At 75.4% G+C, this 20277-nt stretch carries 15 protein-coding genes and 1 pseudogene; 8 read left to right on the top strand and 8 right to left on the bottom strand.

What is annotated here, in order from left to right:
• Positions 1 to 118 precede the first annotated feature (118 nt).
• Both ACPYO6_RS09420 and ACPYO6_RS09415 read right to left on the bottom strand, forming a co-directional pair.
• Positions 119 to 1408, bottom strand: a pseudogene (locus ACPYO6_RS09420) (ArnT family glycosyltransferase); the annotation flags it as partial.
• The gene (locus tag ACPYO6_RS09415) at positions 1405 to 2799 is read right to left on the bottom strand and encodes a hypothetical protein (protein ID WP_425714599.1); all 1395 of its coding nucleotides are present in this window, start codon (positions 2797 to 2799) and stop codon (positions 1405 to 1407) included. The pseudogene ACPYO6_RS09420 and the gene ACPYO6_RS09415, both read right to left, overlap by 4 nt.
• 140 nt (positions 2800 to 2939) lie before the next feature.
• On the opposite strand from ACPYO6_RS09415, the gene ACPYO6_RS09410 reads away from it, so the two are divergent.
• The 3 genes from ACPYO6_RS09410 to ACPYO6_RS09400 are packed head-to-tail and all read left to right on the top strand — an operon-like array spanning position 2940 to position 6519.
• The gene (locus tag ACPYO6_RS09410) at positions 2940 to 4388 is read left to right on the top strand and encodes a glycosyltransferase (RefSeq protein WP_425714598.1); all 1449 of its coding nucleotides are present in this window, start codon (positions 2940 to 2942) and stop codon (positions 4386 to 4388) included.
• A complete protein-coding gene (locus ACPYO6_RS09405; RefSeq protein ID WP_425714597.1) occupies positions 4385 to 5485 on the top strand; it encodes a glycosyltransferase family 4 protein in 1101 nt (366 codons plus the stop codon). Before ACPYO6_RS09410 ends, ACPYO6_RS09405 begins: the two co-directional genes overlap by 4 nt.
• Positions 5482 to 6519 carry a lysylphosphatidylglycerol synthase domain-containing protein gene (locus ACPYO6_RS09400; protein WP_425714596.1) on the top strand — a complete coding sequence of 346 codons (1038 nt, stop codon included), beginning with the start codon at positions 5482 to 5484 and terminating at the stop codon, positions 6517 to 6519. The genes ACPYO6_RS09405 and ACPYO6_RS09400 overlap by 4 nt, the downstream gene beginning before the upstream one ends.
• A 27-nt stretch (positions 6520 to 6546) precedes the next feature.
• On the opposite strand, the gene ACPYO6_RS09395 is transcribed toward ACPYO6_RS09400, so the two are convergent.
• From ACPYO6_RS09395 to ACPYO6_RS09385, 3 genes are read right to left on the bottom strand one after another with little or no spacing between them, the layout of a single operon-like run.
• Positions 6547 to 8691 carry a SpoIID/LytB domain-containing protein gene (locus ACPYO6_RS09395; protein ID WP_425714595.1) on the bottom strand — a complete coding sequence of 715 codons (2145 nt, stop codon included), beginning with the start codon at positions 8689 to 8691 and terminating at the stop codon, positions 6547 to 6549.
• Positions 8692 to 8700: 9 nt separating this feature from the next.
• Entirely contained in the window at positions 8701 to 9678 is a 978-nt protein-coding gene (locus tag ACPYO6_RS09390; RefSeq protein WP_425714594.1) for a glycosyltransferase family 2 protein, read from the bottom strand.
• A complete protein-coding gene (locus ACPYO6_RS09385) occupies positions 9675 to 10289 on the bottom strand; it encodes a dTDP-4-dehydrorhamnose 3,5-epimerase family protein (protein ID WP_425714593.1) in 615 nt (204 codons plus the stop codon). Before ACPYO6_RS09385 ends, ACPYO6_RS09390 begins: the two co-directional genes overlap by 4 nt.
• Positions 10290 to 10457: 168 nt before the next feature.
• Between ACPYO6_RS09385 and rfbD the strand changes: the two genes are divergently transcribed.
• Positions 10458 to 11306, top strand: a complete 849-nt coding sequence (gene rfbD, locus ACPYO6_RS09380; RefSeq protein ID WP_425714592.1) for a dTDP-4-dehydrorhamnose reductase — start codon at positions 10458 to 10460, stop codon at positions 11304 to 11306.
• Positions 11307 to 11336: 30 nt separating this feature from the next.
• Positions 11337 to 11765, top strand: a complete 429-nt coding sequence (locus ACPYO6_RS09375; RefSeq protein WP_425714591.1) for a hypothetical protein — start codon at positions 11337 to 11339, stop codon at positions 11763 to 11765.
• Between the two features lie 38 nt (positions 11766 to 11803).
• Here ACPYO6_RS09375 and ACPYO6_RS09370 read toward each other — a convergent pair whose 3' ends face one another.
• From ACPYO6_RS09370 to ACPYO6_RS09360, 3 genes are all read right to left on the bottom strand, one after another.
• Positions 11804 to 12721 carry a hypothetical protein gene (locus ACPYO6_RS09370; protein WP_425714590.1) on the bottom strand — a complete coding sequence of 306 codons (918 nt, stop codon included), beginning with the start codon at positions 12719 to 12721 and terminating at the stop codon, positions 11804 to 11806.
• 142 nt (positions 12722 to 12863) lie between these two features.
• Complete coding sequence (rfbA, locus tag ACPYO6_RS09365; protein WP_425714589.1) at positions 12864 to 13733, bottom strand: glucose-1-phosphate thymidylyltransferase RfbA; 870 nt, start codon at positions 13731 to 13733, stop codon at positions 12864 to 12866.
• Positions 13734 to 13737: 4 nt separating this feature from the next.
• Entirely contained in the window at positions 13738 to 14496 is a 759-nt protein-coding gene (locus tag ACPYO6_RS09360) for a TIGR03089 family protein (RefSeq protein ID WP_425714588.1), read from the bottom strand.
• Positions 14497 to 14623: 127 nt separating this feature from the next.
• On the opposite strand from ACPYO6_RS09360, the gene ACPYO6_RS09355 reads away from it, so the two are divergent.
• The 3 genes from ACPYO6_RS09355 to ACPYO6_RS09345 are packed head-to-tail and all read left to right on the top strand — an operon-like array spanning position 14624 to position 20229.
• Positions 14624 to 14935, top strand: a complete 312-nt coding sequence (locus tag ACPYO6_RS09355; RefSeq protein WP_425714587.1) for a WhiB family transcriptional regulator — start codon at positions 14624 to 14626, stop codon at positions 14933 to 14935.
• 3 nt (positions 14936 to 14938) lie between these two features.
• Complete coding sequence (locus ACPYO6_RS09350) at positions 14939 to 18640, top strand: glycosyltransferase (RefSeq protein WP_425714586.1); 3702 nt, start codon at positions 14939 to 14941, stop codon at positions 18638 to 18640.
• Positions 18637 to 20229: a DUF5719 family protein gene (locus ACPYO6_RS09345; RefSeq protein WP_425714585.1), complete on the top strand. Its 1593-nt coding sequence runs from the start codon at positions 18637 to 18639 to the stop codon at positions 20227 to 20229. The genes ACPYO6_RS09350 and ACPYO6_RS09345 overlap by 4 nt, the downstream gene beginning before the upstream one ends.
• Positions 20230 to 20277 lie beyond the last annotated feature (48 nt).

The raw sequence follows: 20277 nt of genomic DNA, 5'->3' as shown, positions 1-20277 counted from the left end.
AGAGCGCCGCGGCCCCGACGCGCGCCGCGACCATCGGCCCGGGCGCCAGACGTGCGGTGACCCGCTCGAGCAGCACGGCGAGCGCCACGAGGATGCCGAGGATCGCCACGTACAGGTACCGGCCCTGCAGCCCGGCGAGCAGGCCCGTGGAGTAGTACTCGACGATCGCGCCGTAGACCACCACGCCGAGCACGCCGACCCACGCGGCGAGCAGCACGAGCAGGTGCCGCCGGTGCCGGCCCGCGAGGACCACGCCGACGACGACGAGCACGAGCGTGAGGTAGGTGAGCGCGTGCTGGAACCAGCTCGGCATCGGCGACTCGAGCCAGCCGTAGTTGCCCCACGTGCTCGTGACGATCGACCGCTCGGCGCCGACCGCGAAGTCCCACATGTTGAGGCCGAGGTGCGAGGTGTCCTCGAGCGGCTCGCGCCCGGGGTAGCCGTCGGGCTGGAACGTGCCGTGGACGACGAGGTTCTTCAGCCACCACCAGCCGCCGATCGCGAAGGCGACCCCGAGGGACCAGAACCCGCCGAGCGCGCGCCGACCGAGCGGACGGTCGGAGGCGGGCGAGAGGAGGAACGCGAGCGCCACGATGGGGATGAACCCGAGCATGAAGCCCTTGGTCATGAGGCCCGCGCCGAGCACCGCGCCGAGGCCGACGACGTGCCGCCAGTCCCACCGGCTCGTCAGCACGACCGCGCTGAGCGCGAGCACGCCGGCGCCGCACAGGTTGAGCAGGGCGTCGTTCGTCACCGCCGAGCCGACGAACAGCAGCTGCGAGGGGGCGGTGAGGGCGAACGCGCCCACGAGGGAGGCCGAGCGGGAGGCGCCGAGCCGCCGGGCCGCGACGACGACGAGAGGGACGACCCCGGCCACGAGCACGACGTCGAGGAGGCGCAGGGCGAGGAGCTGGGTGTCCCAGCGCCAGTCGTCCGCGCCGAGGACGGTGAGGTACCCGGCGGCGAGCGCGTAGTAGCCCGGCGGGTGCTGCGTCATCTGGTCGACCTGCTCGAACAGGGTGACGCGGTGGTCGACGTCGAGGACGACGGTGCGGTCCGCGACCGCCGGCGGGTCCGGCACCGCCAGGACGAACGGCAGCTGGCCGGAGGTGACGTCGGCGCCCGGGTGCGGGTGGGAGTTCTGGCGGATGAGCTCCAGCCCGGTGTCGACCCAGCCCGCCTCGTCCGCGGCCACGTGCATGCCCTGGAGGAACGTCTGCTCGCCCGGCGCCGGCCAGCCGCCGCCGTCGGCGAGGCGCAGGACCGTGTTGACGTGCTGGGGCTCGTCGGGCGCGCGGAACCCGGGCGTGATCGTCGCCCAGAGCGCGCCGATCCCGGCCACGAGAAGGGTGACGGCGAGGACCGCGACCCGGAAGACGTCCCGACGGCGGCGCGGGGCGGATGTCATAGAACTCCTGAGAGGGACAGCCACATGACGGCGACGCTGACGGCGACGCCGACTTGGAGGAACGTGCCGAGACGGCGGTGGTGCAGGGAGGCGACGAGCGCCGCCACCGTGATCGGCAGCAGGGTGATCGCGTACCGGCCCGAGATCAGTCGGAAGGCGTGGTCGGAGCTGAGGACCTCCTGGCCCTGGACGATGATGCCCGCCCCGATCGTCCCCGCGATCGCCGCCAGGCCGAGGAGGCGCTCCGCGCGGCCGGCGCCGAACGCGACGAGGACCATGAACGGCGCGGCCGCCATGAGGACCCACCAGGCCGCCGTCACCGTGTCGAGCTGCCAGCCGGTGAGCTCGCCGGGGAACTGCGAGGACTTCACGAGCCCGAACGCGTCGAACAGGGTGGGCACGGTCTCGTCCCACGGGCTGCCCTCGACCGGGCGCGTGCTGATCCCGTACAGCGGGTTGTCCCAGCCCTCGGCCCCTCGCCCGGCCTGGAACCGGGACCAGCCGACCATGCAGGCGGCGACGACGGCGACCGGCGCGAGCACGGTGGCCGCCCGGTGCCCGAGCGTGCGCCAGTCGCGCCGCCGCACGTCCGCGACCGCCATGGTGGCGATCAGGCCGACGACGGCGAGGATCGCGACGGCGCTCATCACCTTGGTGCCCGCGGCCAGCAGGGCGACGAGCGTGGGCCACAGCCAGCCGATGCGGCCGTGCAGCGCCCACCGGCCGAGCACCCACAGGGCGCCGGCTCCGACGAGCATGGCCGGGCCGTCGTTCGTCACCTGCCAGCCGGAGACGATGACGGGCTCGAAGGCCAGCAGCAGCGCCGCGCCCGAGGCCGCCGTCGGCCTCGGCAGGCGCCACGTGCGCAGGGCGGCGTACACCGCGACGACGCCGGCCGTGAGCCACAGCGCGTTGGCGAACCGGGCGCCGGTGGAGAACTCCAGGCCGACCGCCTCGGCCACCAGCCCGGTGGCCGCCGGCGTCACGTAGTACGTGGGCGGGTGGAAGGAGTTGTAGTTCTGCCCCAGCGCCGGGTAGGCGGTGGGCTCGACCTCGTCGGCCAGGGCGTCCTCGCACGAGGGCAGGTCGGGCAGGTTGGACTGCCCGCGGCACGACCACTGGTCGAGGACGTAGTCGGAGAGCCGGTCGCCGTCGGCCGGCAGGTTTCCGTGCGCCACCTGGTAGGCGTAGTCGAGGTGCGTCTGCTCGTCGAGCGCGGACAGCGAGGTGCCGAACAGGATCGCCGTCACGCTCATGAGCAGGGCGAGGACGCCGACTCCGCCGGCCCAGGGGAGCTCGGGCCGCAGGCGCGCCCACCGGGTGCCCGGCTGCTCCGACGGCAGGTCGGGGGCCGGTGCTCGAGCACCCCCGTCGTCCACGCCGTCTGCCACCAGTGATCTCCCCTTCACGCCGAGGGGACGTCCCAGGCCTCGCGCGGCCCCTACGGTACCCTGGCCAGGTTCCGGGCCAGCCCGACCGCTGCCTCGCGGGGCAGCCGCGGGTGCGCCGCGACCGACACCCGAGGTACCCCATGAAGCTGTTCGTGCAGATCCCGTGCCTGAACGAGGAGGAGACCCTCCCGCTCGTCCTGGCCACGATCCCGCGGGAGATCCCGGGGATCGACGAGGTCCACATCCTCGTCGTCGACGACGGGTCGACGGACCGCACCGTCGAGGTCGCGAAGAACCTCGGCGTCACCCACTTCGTGCGGCACTCGCGCAACCAGGGGCTCGCCCGCTCGTTCCGCGACGGCGTCGACTACGCCCTGGCCCACGGCGCGGACATCGTCGTCAACACCGACGGCGACAACCAGTACCCCCAGGAGGTCATCGGCGAGCTCGTCCAGCCGATCGTCCACAACGAGGCCGACATCGTCATCGGCGACCGCCAGACGGCGACGATCGCCCACTTCTCGCCGTTCAAGAAGGCGATGCAGAAGGTCGGCTCCGACGTCGTCAACCTCGCCGCCGGCACGAAGCTGCCCGACGCGGCGTCCGGGTTCCGGGCGTACTCCAAGGAGTCGCTCATCCGGCTCAACGTCGTCACCCAGTTCTCCTACTGCATGGAGACGATCATCCAGGCGGGCAACAAGCGCCTGCGGATCGCGTCGGTGCCGATCGCGACGAACCCGAAGACCCGCGAGTCCCGGCTGTTCAAGAACATCTGGCAGCACATGTTCAAGTCCGGTACGGCGATCATCCGCTCGTACCTCATGTTCAAGCCGCACGCGATCCTCGGCACCGTCGGCACGATCCTGCTCGTCGCCGGGCTTGTGCCGTTCGTGCGGTTCCTCGTCCTGTTCCTCATGGGCGAGGCCGGCGGGCACGTCCAGTCCCTCATCTTCGGTACCGCGGCGCTCATCGGCGCCCTGCTGAGCCTCGCGCTGTCCGTCATCGCCGACCTCCTGCGCACCAACCGCGTGCTGATGGAGGAGAACCTCGAGCGGGTGAAGTCCCTTCAGTACTCCGACCACGCGATCTCGGCCCGGCTCGGCGAGACCTCGACGGCCGTGATGGACGGACCGTCCGTGGTCCTCGACGGCCGGCCCGACCCGTCCGTCACGGCCGGGGGTCGCGGCGCGGACGCGCAGCCGGGTCGGGACGCCGCCCGCGTGGGACCGGCACCGGGCGACGCCCCGTCCGCCGGCACCGCGCCGCGGGCCGCGGAGCCGACGACCGGACGCGCGACCGTCCCCGAGGTCCCCCACCTGAGAACCCCGGCCGCCGTGGTGCCCGGCTCCCATGACTACGCCGTCGCCCCGAACGGGGCCGCGTCCGGGGTCGACAGCAACGGGGTGCCGCGGGACATCGGCGGCATCGGGGGCGACGACCACGCCGGGTACGAGCCGGCCGGATACGCGTCGGCCGGGGCCGACGGCTACGGCGCGCCCGAGGCGAACGGCACGAACGGGTACGCGACCGACGGCCACGCCGACGTCGCCGCGCCCGAGGAGCTGCGTCAGGGGCGTCCGGGCCGGTGAGGGTTCTCGGCTTCGGCACCTACGACACGTCCGTCCACCCGCGTTCCGGGGTTCTGCTCGCGGGCCTCGCCGCGCGCGGCGCCACGGTCCGCGAGCTCGACCGCCCGCTCGGCCTGACCACGGCGGACCGGGTCGACATGCTGCGGCGGCCGTGGCTCCTCCCGCGGCTGGCCGCGCGTCTGGCGAGTCGCTGGGCCGGGCTCGTCGACGGCTCGTTCGCGTTCGGCGGCGAGCGGGCGCCCGACGTCGTCGTCGTCGGCTACCTCGGACACTTCGACGTCCTCCTCGCCCGGGCCCTGTTCCCGCGCGCGACGATCGTCCTCGACCACCTCATCTTCGCCGCGAGCACCGCGCGGGACCGGGGCGTCGACGACCGGGTCCGCGGAGCCGCGCTCTCGGCGCTCGACCGGATGGCGACCGGCGCGGCGGACGTCGTCGTCGTCGACACCGAGGAGCACGCCGAGCTCGCGGCGCCGGCCGTGCGGGAGCGGACCGTCGTCGTCCCCGTCGGTGCGACCGAGGTCTGGCGGCTGGCGGGGGAGCGGCGCGCCACGAGCACCTCGGCCACGCCCCGCATGGTCTTCTACGGGCTGTTCACCCCGCTGCAGGGCACCGTGACGATCGCCCGGGCGCTCGCCGAGCTCCACCGGCGCGGGGTCCCGCTGCGCGTCACGCTCGTCGGCACGGGGCAGGACCACGCCGAGGCGCGGGCTGTCCTGGGCGGCGTGCCCGGGATCGAGTGGGTCGACTGGGTCGCTCCCGACGAGCTGCCGGACCTCGTGGCCGCCCACGACATCGGTCTCGGCATCTTCGGCGACACCGACAAGGGCCTCAAGGTCGTGCCGAACAAGGTCTACCAGTCGCTCGCCGCGGGCTGCGCCGTCGTCACCTCCGACACCCCACCGCAGCGCCGGTTCCTCCGCGACGCCGCGCTGCTGGTCCCTCCGGGCGACCCGGCCGCGCTCGCCGACGCGCTCGAGCGCCTCCTCGCGGACCCCGAGCGGGTCGCCGACCTCCGCGCCCGCGCGCGCGAACGGGCCCGCGACCTCACGCCGTCCGCCGTCGTCGAGCCCCTGTGGCGCGAGCTGACCTCGTGAAGAAGATCCTCGGAGCCCTGCGGTCGCCGTGGGTGCGCGGCCTGTTCCTCGTCGCGGCGATCGGCGCGGCAGTCCTGGCGGTGGCCAACCAGTGGGACATCGTCGTCGACTCGCTCAGCCAGATGCCGTGGTGGATCGTCGTCGTCGGCCTGCTCGTCTCGGTCCTCTACGTCGTCGCGACGATGCTCTCGTGGCGCGAGGTGCTCATCGACCTCGGGTCCCGGCTCGGGCTCGCCCCGGCGGCGCGGCTGTTCTTCGTGTCCCAGGTGGGCAAGTACCTGCCGGGAGGCGTGTGGAACATCGTGGCGGCCGCCGAGATGGGCAAGGACATCGACATCCCGCGGCGCCGGTCGGTCTCCGGCATGGTCGTCTCGCTGCTCGTCTCCATCGTCACCGGCCTCGCGCTCGCCGCCGGTGCGGTGGCGTTCGACCCGGCCGTGCGCTCCGAGGTCGGGTGGGTCGTCTGGTTCCTGCCGGTGTTCGTCGTCGTGCTCCTGCCGCCCGTGCTCAACCGCATCCTCGGCGTGGCGCTGAAGCTCATCCGGCGCCCACCGCTCGAGCACCCGCTCTCCGCGCGGGGCGTGCTGAGGGCATCCTCGTGGGCGATCGTCGGCTGGCTGCTGGCCGGCCTGCAGGTGTGGCTCATCGCCACCGCCGTCGGTCTGGACCCCACGCTCGGGACGTTCGCGCGTGCGGTCAGCGGCTACGCGCTGGCGTGGGTGGTCGGGTTCCTCGTCGTCATCGTGCCCGCCGGCGTGGGTGTGCGCGAGAGCATCCTCGGCATCATGCTCGCCGGTCTGCTCAGCGGGGGCGGCGTGCTCGTCACCATCCTCATGTCGCGGGTGCTGCTCACCGTGGTCGACCTCGCGCTGGGCCTGGGCACCGGCGTGCTCGTCCGGCGGCACGCGCCGCAGGGTGCCGCCGAGGTGGCGGTCGACGAGGCCGGGCCGGTGCCTGTGGACGAGGCGGGCCCGGTGCCCGCGGACGGGACTGGGTCCGTGCCTGCGGACGGGGACGGGCAGCCCGAGCGCTGAGATCTCGGCGGTGAGCTCGTGGGCCTGCTACCAGGCCTCGACGCGGTGCACGCCCAGGGTGTCCTCGCCGTCGCCGTCCCAGTCGCCCACGACGACCGAGTCGCTCGCGCGTCCGAAGGCGAGCTCGATGTCCGCGTCGCCCGAGGTCAGCTCGTTGCGCACGAGGTAGGTGTTGCCGCGCCGCACGGCGAAGGTGTCGACGCCGTCGCCGTCCCAGTCGCCCACGAGGACCGTGTCCCCGGCCCGGCCGTAGTCGAGCTCGGCATCGGCCCAGCCGGAGACGAGTGAGTTCGACACGAAGAACCGGTTCCCGCGGCGTACCGCGAGCGTGTCGACGCCGTCGCCGTCCCAGTCCCCGACGAACACCTCGTCGGCCGCCCGGCCGTAGTCGAGCACCGTGTCGGCGACCCCCGACGTCAGGGCGTCGCGCAGGAGGTAGGTGTTCCCGCGGCGGACCGCGAAGCTGTCGCCCGCGTCGCCGTCCCAGTCGCCGGTCAGCAGCACGTCGCCGGCGCGGCCGTAGTCGAGGGTGGTCGTCGTCGCGCCGCTGTGGTCGCGGGCGAGCGTGAGGCGGTTGCCGTCGCGCACGCCGACCGTGTCCGTGCCGTCGCCGTCCCAGTCGCCGGCCAGGGGCGAGGAGGTGGCGGCGCCGAGGCGCACCTCGTGGTTCGCCCACGCGGTCCAGGCGTCGTTGAGGAAGAACACCGAGGGGTACTCCTCGGGCACCGGCCGCCACCAGCTCGAGCGCATGCCGAGGCGACGGGTGAACTCGGTGGTGACGTCGACCGGGCCGGTCGTGCAGTCGAGCCGCAGGCCGGTGATGCGCCCGCCGAGGTCGCCCCGGCCGTCGCGCGCGGTGACGACGAGGCTTCGCACGGTCCCGCCGGCGGCGCACCGGGCGTCGACGTCGGTGGCACGCAGGGTGGTCGACCAGCTCGTCACCGGGTCGCCGGGGGCGGTCCCGGACCACGGGTCCGCGCGGGCCATGAGGTAGGGGCGCGAGCCGGCCACCGAGTAGCCGCCGTTGGACGACGAGAACTGCGTGAACGCCGGGCCCCACGCGCCCCCGGCGGTCGTCCGCCCCTCGAGGATGCGTCCGTTGGTCGAGGCGATCGCGATGTCCGTGCGGGCGTGCTCGTGGCCGGTGAGGGCGCCGCTCGCACTCACAGATCCGCGGCCCGCGTAGACCTGGCAGCTCGTCGTGTCGCACAGGTCGTAGATGCCGCCGGTGCGCATCTCGTGCCGGGCGTAGGTGCGGGCGGCCACGGACTGCGCCTCGAGGGCCGAGTAGTGCCAGGACGCCGGCGCCTCGCGCGGGACGACCGAGCGCAGGTAGTCCTCCATCCGCACGTGGTTGACGACCTCGAGCGTGCCGGAGGTGGGCTGGACGGCGGCCTCGCCGCGGTACCAGGTGCCGCCGCCGGTGGGGGAGGCCCCGACGACGACGCCGTCGTTCGTGGCGAGCGTGACCGGGGCCGTGGTCGTCGTCGACCAGCCGACGGACCCGCCCGGCGTGGTGCGGTGCTCGAGCCGGAACCCGGTCGACGTGCGCGTGACCGTCAGGCGGCCGCCCGCGGGGGCGCCGAGGTTCGTCCCGCCCGCGGTGGCGCGCAGCGTCTGGCCCGACGGCGCCCACGCGGTGACCGACGTCCGACCCGCGAGGGCGAGGAGGCGGATGCGGACGACCGGGTTGCCGATGTCCGCCTGCCGGGTGCCCGGGTAGTAGAAGGAGAGGATGTCGGTGCTGCTCACGCCCTGCAGCGCCGCGCCCTGGGCGCCCCACTGGGACATGCCGATGCCGTGGCCCCAGCCGTGGCCCTCGATCTCCCACGTGCCGTCGGCGGGGCGCGGGTACACCTCGGTGGCGGTGGTCCCGTCATCGGTGGTGGCCTCGGAGGAGGCGTCCGTCGACCCCTCGGGCAGGGCGCCCGCATCGGGTGCGCCGATGCCGTCCGGGGAGCCGATCCCGTCGGGTGTCGTGGTGCCGTCCGGCGACGACGAGACACCGTCCGACGACGACGCCGCGGCACCGGGCGATCCGTCGTCGTCGGGGGAGTCGGTCCCGACTGGCCCGAGCGGGGAGGCGACGGCGGCCGACGGGGCGACCAGTGCGGCGCCGGCGGTGGCGAGCGCGAGCCACAGGGTGGCGAGGCGCGGACGGGGGAAGGACATCTGGGCTCCTCAGCGAGCGGGACCGGTGCGGCCGAGCACTCCGTCGACCACACCCCGCATCATCCTCCGTGCGCGGTCGATCCGGCCAGGAACAAGAAGTGAATTGAAGGCGACGTACTTGCCCAGCCACACGGCGTAGCCGACCGCCCACGCCGGCGGCAGCAGCCCCGAGCGCAGGAGCAGCACGGTGTTGCGCGCGAGAAAGTACGTGCGGAACGCCGAGTGGACGTGCACCTCCTGGGCGCGCCCGGGCAGCTTGACGAGGCTGTCGCCGAGGGCATGGTCGAGCCGCGCGGTCGTCACGGCGAGCAGGCGGTACCCGGCCCGCCGCGCGCGCAGCCCCCACTCGAGGTCGACGTGGTCGATGAACCAGTCCGCGTTCATCGGCCCCACGCGCTCGAGCACCGCGGCCGGTACGAGGCAGCCCGAGGCGATGAGGAAGGCGGCGTCGATCAGTCCGTCGTCGTCGACCTCGTCCGGCCGTGCGCGCCGCGGGCCCCAGCGCCGCGACACGTAGACGAGCTCCTCGGTCTCCGAGCGCACGTCACCCGCGACGGGCCCGACGGCGCCGACCGGTCCTCGTCCCTGCCCCTCGCCGCGGTCCAGACCGGCGAGCAGCTCGGCCACCATGTCCGGGGCGGGCAGCGAGTCCTGGTCGCTCAGCAGCACGTGGGTGGCCCCGTCCGCCACCGCCCGCTCGATCCCGACGTTCTGCGCGTTCGCGATGCCCGTGTTCTCGCCGAGCGCGACGAGCTCGGCGCCGTGGCGCTCGCAGGCCGCCTCGAGCCCCGAACCGCCCGGCCCGTTGTCGACGACGACGACGCGCGCGCACTGGGCGCCCAGCGCCGTGAGGAGCGGGTCGAGCCGCTCGAGGTCGGGGGAGTACGTGACGACGACGGCGCACACCGCGGTGTCGACCGCCGTCGGGCCGTGCCCTCCCGCCCCGTGCGCCGGTGCGGCGCTCTCCCGAGCCGGGCCCTCGCTCACCTCAGGCTCGCGTAGAAGTCGGCGGCCTCCTGCGCCGTGGGGAGCAGACCCTGGTCGGCGACCTCGGCCAGGCTCGGCGCCGCGGAGTCCTTGTCCGAGAGCAGCAGCTCCATCGGGTTGCCGGCGCGGTCGACGCTCGGCCACTCGATGCCGATGGCCGGGTCGAGCGGGTGGATGCCGTGCTCGCGGCCCGGCGCGTACTGGGTCGAGCACATGTAGACCGCGGTCGAGCCGTCCTCGAGCGAGCAGAAGGCGTGGCCGATGCCCTCGCCGACGTAGATCGCGCGGCGGTCGACGTCGTCGAGGAGGACCGAGTCCCACTGACCGTAGGTGGGCGAGCCGACCCGGACGTCGACGACGACGTCGAGCAGCGCGCCGCGCGGGCACCACACGTACTTGGCCTGCGAGGGCGGCAGCTGCGCGAAGTGGATGCCGCGCAGGACGCCCGCGGCCGAGACCGAGCTGTTGGTCTGGGCCAGGGAGAGCGTGTGCCCGACGACCTTCTCGAACTCGCTCGACTTGTAGGCCTCGAAGAACACGCCCCGCGGGTCGGTGAACTGCTTCGGGGTGATCTCGTAGGCGCCGCCGACCTTCAGCTCGCGGATCTCCATGGCGTGGTCCTTCCGTCGCGCGGGTGTGGTCGTCAGCGGCGCGGGTGTGCGCGGTACGTGGCCGCGCGGGACCGGGCCGCGTGCCGGGCCAGCCTAGCCGCGCGGGGCGCCACTACTGTGGTCGTGGTCGTCGCGCGGAGGGGCCGGGCGGGCCGAGGGAGGCACGACGTGCGCTGGATGGTCACCGGGGCGGCCGGGATGCTCGGCCAGGATCTTGACGCCGCGCTCCGTGAGGCGGGCGAGGACGTGACGGCGCTCGGCAGGGACGACCTCGACATCACGGACCCCGCGCTCGTCGCGCGGACCGTGCGGGACGTCGACGTGGTCGTCAACTGCGCAGCCTGGACCGCCGTCGACGACGCCGAGGACGCCGAGCCCGCGGCCTTCCGCCTCAACGCCGTCGGCCCGCAGCTCCTCGCCCGCGCCGCCGCGGCCGCCGGTGCGCGCACCGTCCACGTCTCCACCGACTACGTGTTCGACGGCGTCGCGAGCGAGCCGTACCCGGCCGCCGCGCCGATCGCCCCGGCCTCCGCGTACGGCCGGACGAAGGCCGCCGGTGAGTGGGCCGTGCGCGCCGAGGACCCGCGCGCGCTCATCGTGCGGACCGCGTGGCTCTACGGCGCCGGGGGGAAGTGCTTCCCCCGGACGATGGCGCGCCTGGCCGGCGAGCGCGACTCGCTGTCCGTCGTCACCGACCAGGTGGGCCAGCCGACCTGGACCCGCGACGTCGCTGACCTGATCGTGCGCCTCGTCGCCGCCGACGCCGCCCCGGGGACCTACCACGCGACGAGCTCGGGGCAGGTGAGCTGGCACGGCTTCACGCGCCTCATCGTCGAGACGCTCGGCAAGGATCCGGCCATGGTGGGGGAGACGACGGCGGACGCGTTCCCCGCGAAGGCCCCCCGCCCCGCGTACTCGGTGCTCGGGCACGACTCGCTGCGGGCGGCCGGGGTCGAGCCGATCGGTGCGTGGGACGAGCGCTGGCGGGCCGCGGCGCCCGAGGTCCTCGGGGCCTGAGCCGTCGCGCCCCGGGCCTGAGCAGTGACCGTGCGCACCGCTGCCGACCCGGCCGTGATCGGCCTGGTCGAGGCGTGCCTGACGTGGGCGTTCCGGTCGGCCGGCGTCACGGTGGCCGTGGTTCCCGGCGAGCCCGCGCCCGGTGATCACCCGACGGTTCGGGTGGCGGTCTCGGGACCGCGCCTCACCGAGCCGTTCAGCTATGACCGGGAGCTGGTCGGCATGAGTCACGGGACGGCGAGCTGCGCGGCGGCGACGATCTTCGAGGACGTGCAGAACTACCTCGACGAGGGCGAGCTCTACGGCCTCCCGGTGCCGCCGTGCGGCGCGCACCCGCGGCACCCGGCGAACCTCGACCCCCACGGCACGACGGTGCGGCTGCGGTGCAGCGCCGACGCCGCGGACTGGTTCGAGGACTTCCCGGGACTGCTCGACGTGTCGGTGGTCGCGGGGGCCTGAGCCGAGGCGGGAGCGGCGGGAGCTGGTCGGCGCCGCGGTCAGCGCGTCGCGACGACGAGGTGCAGCTCGCCCGGGTCCGCGCGGCGGGGCGTCACGCGCAGCGCACTCAGCGGCGCGCACACGGCGATCCCGATGCCGAGCAGCTCGAGCAGCTCCTCGGAGTGGATGAGCTCGGAGAGGAACCGGTTGTGGACGTCCGGGGCGTACGTGCGCAGCTCGCCGGTGAGCATCTCGACACCGACCGCCCCGGCGAAGAACACGAGGATCCCCGCGATCATCAGCCACCGCGCGCTCCGTGGCAGCCGGATGGCGCACACGACGACGCCGACCACCACCGCGATCGCCAGCGGGATGCCGATCATCAGCCAGGCGTAGGTGATCGAGGCCTCGATGCCGAGCCGGTCGACGACCAGCGGCAGCCGCTCGTGCAGGCTCGACGCCTCGTCGACGGCGAAGGCGGCGAGCCCCAGCCCGAGGAGCACCCACGGCCAGGCGGCGCCGGACCGTTGGCGCCGGACGAGCCACGCGCACAGGCCGCACAGCACGGCCCCGGCGGTCATGAGCATCGTCGACCAGGTGGTGGCCACCGAGTTCTCGAGCGCGACGTCGAAGATGTGGTGCCACTCGCCGCCGCCGTAGAACAGCCCGCCCCCGGTCCAGCGGGTGGGGATGTAGCTGGCGACGGTGACGAGCAGGGAGACCACCGACAGCGCGACGGCCACGCGGCGCCACGGGACGACGGCGAGGCCGGAGGGCGCCGGGTGCGCAGCCGTGGCGCCGGCGGTCGGGGTGCCGGGTCCGGGCTCATCGGGGGTCGGCGACGATGCGGCACGCGTGTCGTCGTCGTGCTCGGTTCCGGGGTTCGTCGTGGACGGGACGCCCGAGCCCGCGCCACTCCCGGGCGCGCCGACCGCAGGGGAGGCCGCGCCCCCGAGGTGTCCTGCGGGTGACGTCATGATGAACGTCATCCCAGCACGGCGTCATGAGAAAGTGATGACAACCGGGCGAGAGAGTCGTCAGGCGTGTCGCCCGGCGGCTCGTCGCCAGGCGGTCGGCTCGTCGCCCGCCGGCGGGGCAGATGGTCGGCGTGTCAGCCGCTCAGCGACCGCGGGCGAGGATCCCGAGCAGGTACTCCCCGTACCCGGACTTGCGCAGCGGCTCGGCGCGCTCGCGCAGCTCGTCGTCGGTGAGGAAGCCCATGCGCCAGGCGACCTCCTCCGGGCAGCCGACCTTGAGCCCCTGCCGGGCCTCGACGGTGCGGACGAACGCGGTCGCGTCGGCGAGCGAGTCGAAGGTGCCGGTGTCGAGCCAGGCGGTGCCGCGGGGGAGGACCTCGACGGACAGGCGACCGGCCTCGAGGTAGGCGCGGTTGACGTCGGTGATCTCGTACTCGCCGCGGGCGGAGGGCTCGAGGTTCTTCGCGATCTCGAGCACGTCGTTGTCGTAGAAGTACAGGCCGGGCACGGCGAACGAGCTGCGCGGCTGCGCGGGCTTCTCCTCGATGGAGATCGCGCGGTGGTCGGCGTCGAACTCGACCACGCCGTAGGCGGTCGGGTCGGCCACGTGGTACGCGAACACGGCCCCGCCGTCGACCTCGGTGTTGCGGCGCAGCCGCGTGCCCATGCCGGGGCCGTAGAAGATGTTGTCCCCGAGCACGAGCGCCGCGTGGTCCGTGCCGACGTGGTCGGCGCCGAGGACGAACGCCTGCGCGAGACCGTTCGGCTCCGACTGGACCACGTAGTCGAGGCTGATGCCGAACTGCGAGCCGTCGCCGAGGAGGCGCTGGAACTGGGCCTGGTCGTGGGGCGTCGTGATGACGAGGATGTCCTGGATGCCCGCCAGCATGAGCGTGGTGAGCGGGTAGTAGATCATCGGCTTGTCGTAGACCGGCACCATCTGCTTGCTCACGCCGATGGTGATGGGGTGCAACCGGGTGCCGGCGCCGCCGGCCAGGATGATTCCGCGCATCGCCCTAGTCTGCCGCCTGCAGCGTCGCGCGCTCCACCTCGGCGAGTCGCGCCGCCTCCTCGGGCGAGGTCCCCGGGGCGAGGAGCACGGCCGAGCCGCCCGCGAGCCAGGTGCCGAGCACCCACGCGACCCCGTGGGCCGTCGAGGTCGGCACGAGCGCCACGCGCGCACCACGGTCGAGACCCCGCCCGACGGCGGCACCCGCCTCAGCGGTCGGGTCCCCCTCGGCGGGGGTCGGCGGGAGGATGAGCTCGTCGGGCTGGGCGAGCGTCTCGGCGGAGGCGTCGAGAGCCCCGGCCGGGAGGTCGCCGGCCCAGCGCATCGACATCGAGGGCTCGGCCAGCGCGAGCACGGTGCCGGCGACCGCGCCCGCGGCGGCGGGCTCGTGCGTGACGGTGGCCAGCGGGGCCGTCGCAGGGGCCGTGGCGGACGGCCCGGCACCCGTGGAGCCCGCGGCACCCGTTGAGCCCGCCGGTCCCGCACCGTGGTCGGCGGCCGGGGCGCCGGACAGGTGGGGCGTGACTCCGACGACCAGGGCCCCGAGCGTCCACAGCGGCGCCCGCCAGGACGGGGGGAGGTCGACGGCCAGCAGGTCGCCGGGCTCGGCGTCCAGCTCGTCGCGCAGGAGACCGCCGATCTTGCTCGCCCACTGGCGGGCGACGCGGCCCGAGACCTCGAGCCGCCCGTCGGGCGCGTAGGCGGTGACGGCGGGCGCGGCTCCGAGGGTCGCGAGATGGTCCATGATCAGCAGGGCATCGTGCACCGGACCAGGCTACGTCCCAGGGCGACACGCCGGGCGACGCGCCGTGATGCTGGTCCCTCCCCTTGACGGGGTGCGGATGACACGGGTGTAATTCACGCCAACGGCGGCGACTGGAGCAGTGACTGACATGTGGAACATCCTGGGTGACGGACCCTTGACCACGTCCTGGGAGGACACCGACCTCTCGGGGCTCGAGCACCTCGACAACGGTGACGAGGGACCCCTGTCCTGGCAGGACCGCGCCCTGTGCGCGCAGACGGACCCCGAGGCGTTCTTCCCCGAGAAGGGTGGCTCGACCCGGGAGGCCAAGCGGGTGTGCTCGTCGTGCGACGTGCGCTCGGAGTGCCTGGAGTACGCGCTGGAGAACGACGAGCGGTTCGGCATCTGGGGCGGCCTCTCGGAGCGCGAGCGCCGCCGCGTCAAGCGTCTCGCCGTCTAGCAGGTGGTCGACCGCACCACCGCTGCACCCGCGCGGGCGACGACGCTCGCCGTGGTCGTCACCTGCGGGGTGACGCCGTACCTCGAACGCACCCTCGCCGCCGTCGCCGCGCAGTCCCATCACCCCGAGGTCGTCGTCGTCGTCGACGTCGCCGCCCCGGGCCGTGACATCGGCACCGGCGAGCCGATCGTCGAGGTCGTCCACCGGTCCGGGCTCGAGGACGTCTCGCGCGTCCGCCTCGTCACCGCGCAGGGCGCGAGCACGTTCGGCGGCGCCGTCTCCGCGGGCCTGGACGCCTACGCGAAGCTGGTCGAGCGGGCCGCACGCCGTTCCGGCCGGACGGACGCGGGAACCGGCGGTGCGACGACCGCGGGCTCGAGCTTCCGCGCGGCCACGGGCGAGATGTCGCCCGTCACCACCGGTGAGATGCGCGCGGTGACCGACGGTGTGCTCGATGCCGGGGCCGCGTCGCACCCCGACTGGCTCTGGCTGCTGCACGACGACTCCGCGCCGGCACCCCGGGCGCTCGACCGTCAGCTCCGTGCCGCGGAGGCCGGCCGGTCGCTCGCCGTGGTCGGCGCCAAGCAGGTCGACTGGGACGACCCCGGCCGGCTGCTCGAGGTGGGCGTGCGGGCCACGCGCCGGGCGCGCCGCGTGGCGGACGTCGAACCGAAGGAGATCGACCAGGGCCAGCACGACCACCGCCAGGACGTGCTCGCGGTCGGCACCGCCGGCATGCTCGTCGGCGCGCAGGTGTGGGAGCGGCTCGGCGGCACGGACGAGGTGCTCGGCCCGTTCGGGGACGGCCTCGAACTCTCCCGGCGCGTGCGTGCCGCGGGGTACCGGGTCGTCGTCGAGCCCACCGCCCACGTGCTCCACCGGCGGGCCTCCTACCTGGGGCTGCGCGACTCGGGGCACGGCGGCGTCCGGGTCGTCGACCACGCCGACGATGACGACGACGCCGCCCGCGGCGCCCTCGCCGTGGACGGGGACGTGCGGGACGGCGGCCCGGCCGACGCCCACCCCGGCTTCGACGGGGCGAGCGACCCCGGGACCGGCGGCGCCCACCGCGGCAGCCCCGCCCGTTCCTTCTCCGCGCGGCGCACCGCCCAGCTCTACAACGCCCTGCTCGCCGCGCGCGGCACCTGGCCGCTGCTCGCGCTCGGCTACGTCCTGCTCGGGCCGCTGCGCGCCCTGTGGCGGATGCTCGGCAAAGACACGCCGCTCGCCGTCGCCGAGCTCTCCGCCGTCGGCCGGCTCGTCGCCCGCCTGCCGAAGGTCCCCGCCGCGCGCCGGCGGATCGCATCCGCCGGCCGCGGCTCCCGGGCCGCGCTGCGCGAGCTCGAGGCGACGCCGGGCGAGGTCCGCGCCGCGCGCGCCGCCATCCGCCGGCAGACCGCCACGGCGCGCCGGCTCGCCGAGGCGCCCTCGGAGCTCGAGCTCGCCGAGCGGGCCGAGCTCGGCCGACGCCGCCGGGTGACGCTCGGCCTGGTCGTCGTCGTCGCCCTCACGCTCGCGCTGCCGTTCGTGCTCCCGCTCGTCGGCGGCGGCCAGCCCGTAGGCGGCGCGCTCGCCCACCTCGGCCGGTCGGCCGAGGACCTGTGGATCACGGCACGCTCGACCTGGATGGACTCCGGGGTCGGCGCCCCCGGCCCGGCGGACCCGATGCTCACCCTGTTCGCCGCGGCCGCCTGGGTGCTCGGCCTCGTCGGCCTCTCCCCGGGCTGGGTGGCCACGCTCGCGGTCCTGCTCGCCGTGCCGGCCGCGGCCCTCACGGCGTGGGCCGCCACGGGCGCCGCCACGCGCTCCCTCCTCCTGCGCGCCGCCGCCGCGCTCGCCTGGGCGGTCGCCCCCACGCTGTGGCTGGCCCTCGGCGAGGGGCGGCTCGGGGCCGTCCTCGCGCACGTCGCGCTCCCGCTCGTCGGCCTCGGGATCGCCTGGGTGGCCGGCGTGCGGCGCCGGGACGTCATCCGCTCCGGGATGGTCGACGCGCGTCGGGTCGACGTCGACGGCGAGCCGCTCGAGGACGACGGTCCCGGGAACGACGGTGCCGCGGCGAACGACCCCGGGAACGGTGCGGTCGTCCGGCCGCGCCGCACGACGCGGGCGGGCGCGATCACGGGTGCCGCCGGCGCCGGGCTCGCCCTGGCGCTCGCGAGCGCCGGCGCGCCGATCCTCCTGCCCGCCGCGCTCGTCGGGCTGCTCGTGCTCGCGCCGCTCGTCCCGCGGCGCCGCGGCCTCCTGCTCCTCGTCCCGGTGCCCGCGCTGGCGCTGCTCGCGCCGACGATCGTCACGGCGCTCGAGCGCGGCCCCCTCGCGATCGCCGTCGCGGACCCGGGCCACGGGCTCGCGTCGGCCCCCGGGCCCGCGTGGCTCGCCCTGCTCGGGCTCCCGCAGGACCTGCCCTCGGGTGCACCCGCCGACCCGACCCAGGTGCTCGACCTGCCCTGGCGCGACCTGCTCCTCCTCGTGCCGGGCGTCCTGCTGCTCGTCCTCGCTCTCCTCGCGCTCCTCCGGCTCGGCCGGGCGCGTGCGGTCCGCGCCGGCTGGGTCGTCACGGCGCTCGGGGTCGCCACTGCGGTCGCCGCCACCCGCGTGCCGGGCGGCACGGGGATCGACGGCGCCGAGATCGCCGGGTGGGCCGGCCCGGGGGCCACCCTCGCCCTGCTGGGCCTCCTGCTCGCGGTCGTCGCCGCGGCCGACGGCATCCCCGAGGCCCTCGGCGGTCAGGAGCTCGGGCTGCGTCAGGGCCTTGCCGCCGTCGGCGCGATCGTGCTCGTGCTCGTGCCGCTCGCCTCCGCGGGCACGTGGGTCGCGTCCGCGGGCACGTGGAACCACCTCGCCCCCCGGGCGGGCGGCGCGGTGCCGGCGCTGTCGGTCGAGCAGCAGGCGTCCGGCCTGCGCTCACGGGTCCTCCACCTCCAGGCCGGCGCGGACGAGGTCGCCGCCGAGCTGTGGCGCGGTGACGGCCGGCGCGAGGCCGACGCCGCCGTGACGATCAGGCTCGGCACGGCCGACGAGCGCGCGTCCGACGACCTTGCACACGTCGTGGCCCTGCTGGCGGACGGCGGGCAGCCGGGCGCCGTCGAGGAGCTCTCGCACCACGCCGTCGGCGTCGTCGTCGTCGACCCGGAGCCGATGCCCGGGGCGACCGACGCCGACCGTGAGGCGCTCGTCGCCCGGCTCGCCACCGTCCCCGGGCTCGAGGGCGTGACCGACGACGGGTCCGGCACCGTGCTGCGGCTCTCGCGCGACCCGGAGGTCGAGGGCAGCGCCAGCTCGATCGCGCGCGTGCGGCTCGTCGACGCCGCCGACCTGCCGGACGGCGGCCGGGCGGAGGGCGACGGCGCGGACGGCGACGACGCTGGTGGTGATGCTGCGGACGACGCGGTGGTCGTGACCGACGTCGACGCCGAGGCGGTCGAGGTGGACACCGTGGTCGAGTCGACGGACGCGGACCGCGTGCTGCTGCTGGCCGAGACGCCCCACCGGGGCTGGGAGGCCACGCTCGACGGCGCGCCGCTCGAGGTGGTCGAGGTCGAGGGCCGGCAGGCGTTCGCCGTGCCGGCGGGCGAGGGTGGCGAGCTGTCGGTGGTCCACCGCGAGCCGTGGTCGGTGTGGATGGGCGCCGCGCAGGCGGTGGTGCTGGGCGTCGTCGTGCTCCTCGCCCTGCCGCTGCGCGTGCGCCGGGAGGAGGAGTGGTGACCGGTAGGACAGCAGCACGCGCGGCCGGGGCGGCCGTCGGGGCCGTGGCGGTGCTCGCCCTGACCGGGGGAGCCCTGTGGGCCGGGCAGGCACTCCCGGCGCCCGAGCTCCGCCCGGCCGAGGCCTCCGGGATCGCGCTGCCCGCCACGGGGTCGACCCACGTGTGTGCGCCCGTCCCCGTCCCCACCACCGAGGACACGGGCCCGGCGGACCCGGACCAGGACGAGGGCGACCGCACCGTCCGCTCGACCACCCAGCTGCACACGTGGGCCGTCGGAGACGCCCCGGTCGCCGAGGCGGAGTGGGCGGAGGGCTCCGGTGCCGGCGAGAGCGTCGGGCTCGACACCGTGGCCGCGGGGGAGTCCGCGATCCGGAGCCTGGCGACGGCGACCGCCGACCCCGGCGTCCTCACGGTCGCGCCGGTCGACGAGGCGGGGGCGACCGCGCCGGGCAGCGGCGGCGGTGCCGTCGTCGTGCGGACCGACGCCGGCGACCTGCGCGGCATCGCCGCCGCGACCTGCCAGGCGCCGGCGGCGTCGGCGTGGCTCGTCGGCGGGTCCACCGAGCTCGGGTCGACCGCGCTGCTCAGCCTCACCAACGCCGGGCCCGTGCCCGTGACGGCCGACGTCACGGTGCACACCGCGGTCGGGATCGTCGACGCCCCCGCGCTCAGCGACGTGGTCGTCCCGCCCCGCTCCACCGTCCAGCTGCCCGTCGAGGCCTCGGTCGAGAGCCCGGCGATCGCCCTGCGGGTCGACGGCAGGGGCGGACGGCTCGCCGCGTCGCTCGAGGACCTGCGCACGCAGGGGCTCGCGTCCGCCGGGCTCGACGTCGTCACCGCCGGCACCGGACCCGCCGGCGAGGTGCACGTCCCCGTCGTCGAGGTGGCGCCCGGGGGCACCGCGGCCGTCCGCCTCGTCAACCCGGCCGACGAGGTCGTCACGGCGTCGCTCGACCTGACGACGGAGGACGGCTGGACGCCCCTGGGCGGGGCGCAGGACGTCGTCCTCGACCCGGGCGTCGTGCTCGACGTCCCGCTGACCGGCGTGGCCGAGGGCGTGCACGGCGTGCGCGTGCGGACCGACGGCGCGGTGGCGGCCTCCGCCGTCACGACCCAGGAGGGCGCGAGCCCCGAGGGGAGCGGCGACCTCGCCGTCGACCTCGCGTGGACGGCGGCCGCCGAGCCCGCGTCGTCCGCCGTCCACGTCCTGCCCGGCGGGGCGCTCGGGGTGCGCTCGCGGATCGCGGTGACCAACCCCGGCGAGGCGCCGACGGTCGTCACGGTGAGCGATCTCGCCCGACCCGGCGCGGCCGAGGAGATCGAGGTGACGCCGGGGAGCACGGTGCTCGCCGATGCTCCCGAAGGAGCGACCGTCGTTCGGGTGGCCACCGAGCAGGCGGACGGGGCGCGCGACGACGCGGGCTCCGACGCCGGCGGGGAGGACGGCGCCCCGGACGCGGCGGACGGCCCGGGCGTGCTGTCGGCCGTGCTCCTCGACACCGAGGTGCCGACCGGCCGCCTCGTCGGGGTGCTCGGTGCCGTGCCCGACGCGCGCGAGTCCGGCGAGATCGACGTCCTCGTCCGGTGATCACGGCCGGGCCCTGCAAGGTCCGGCACGTTCGCGACCGGTGACGGC

The sequence above is a fragment of the Georgenia sp. Z1344 genome, assembly GCF_049856295.1.
Lineage (GTDB): Bacteria > Actinomycetota > Actinomycetes > Actinomycetales > Actinomycetaceae > JB111.
Note: the sequence above shows the minus strand (reverse complement) of the source record. Positions and strands in the feature narration are given on the sequence as shown.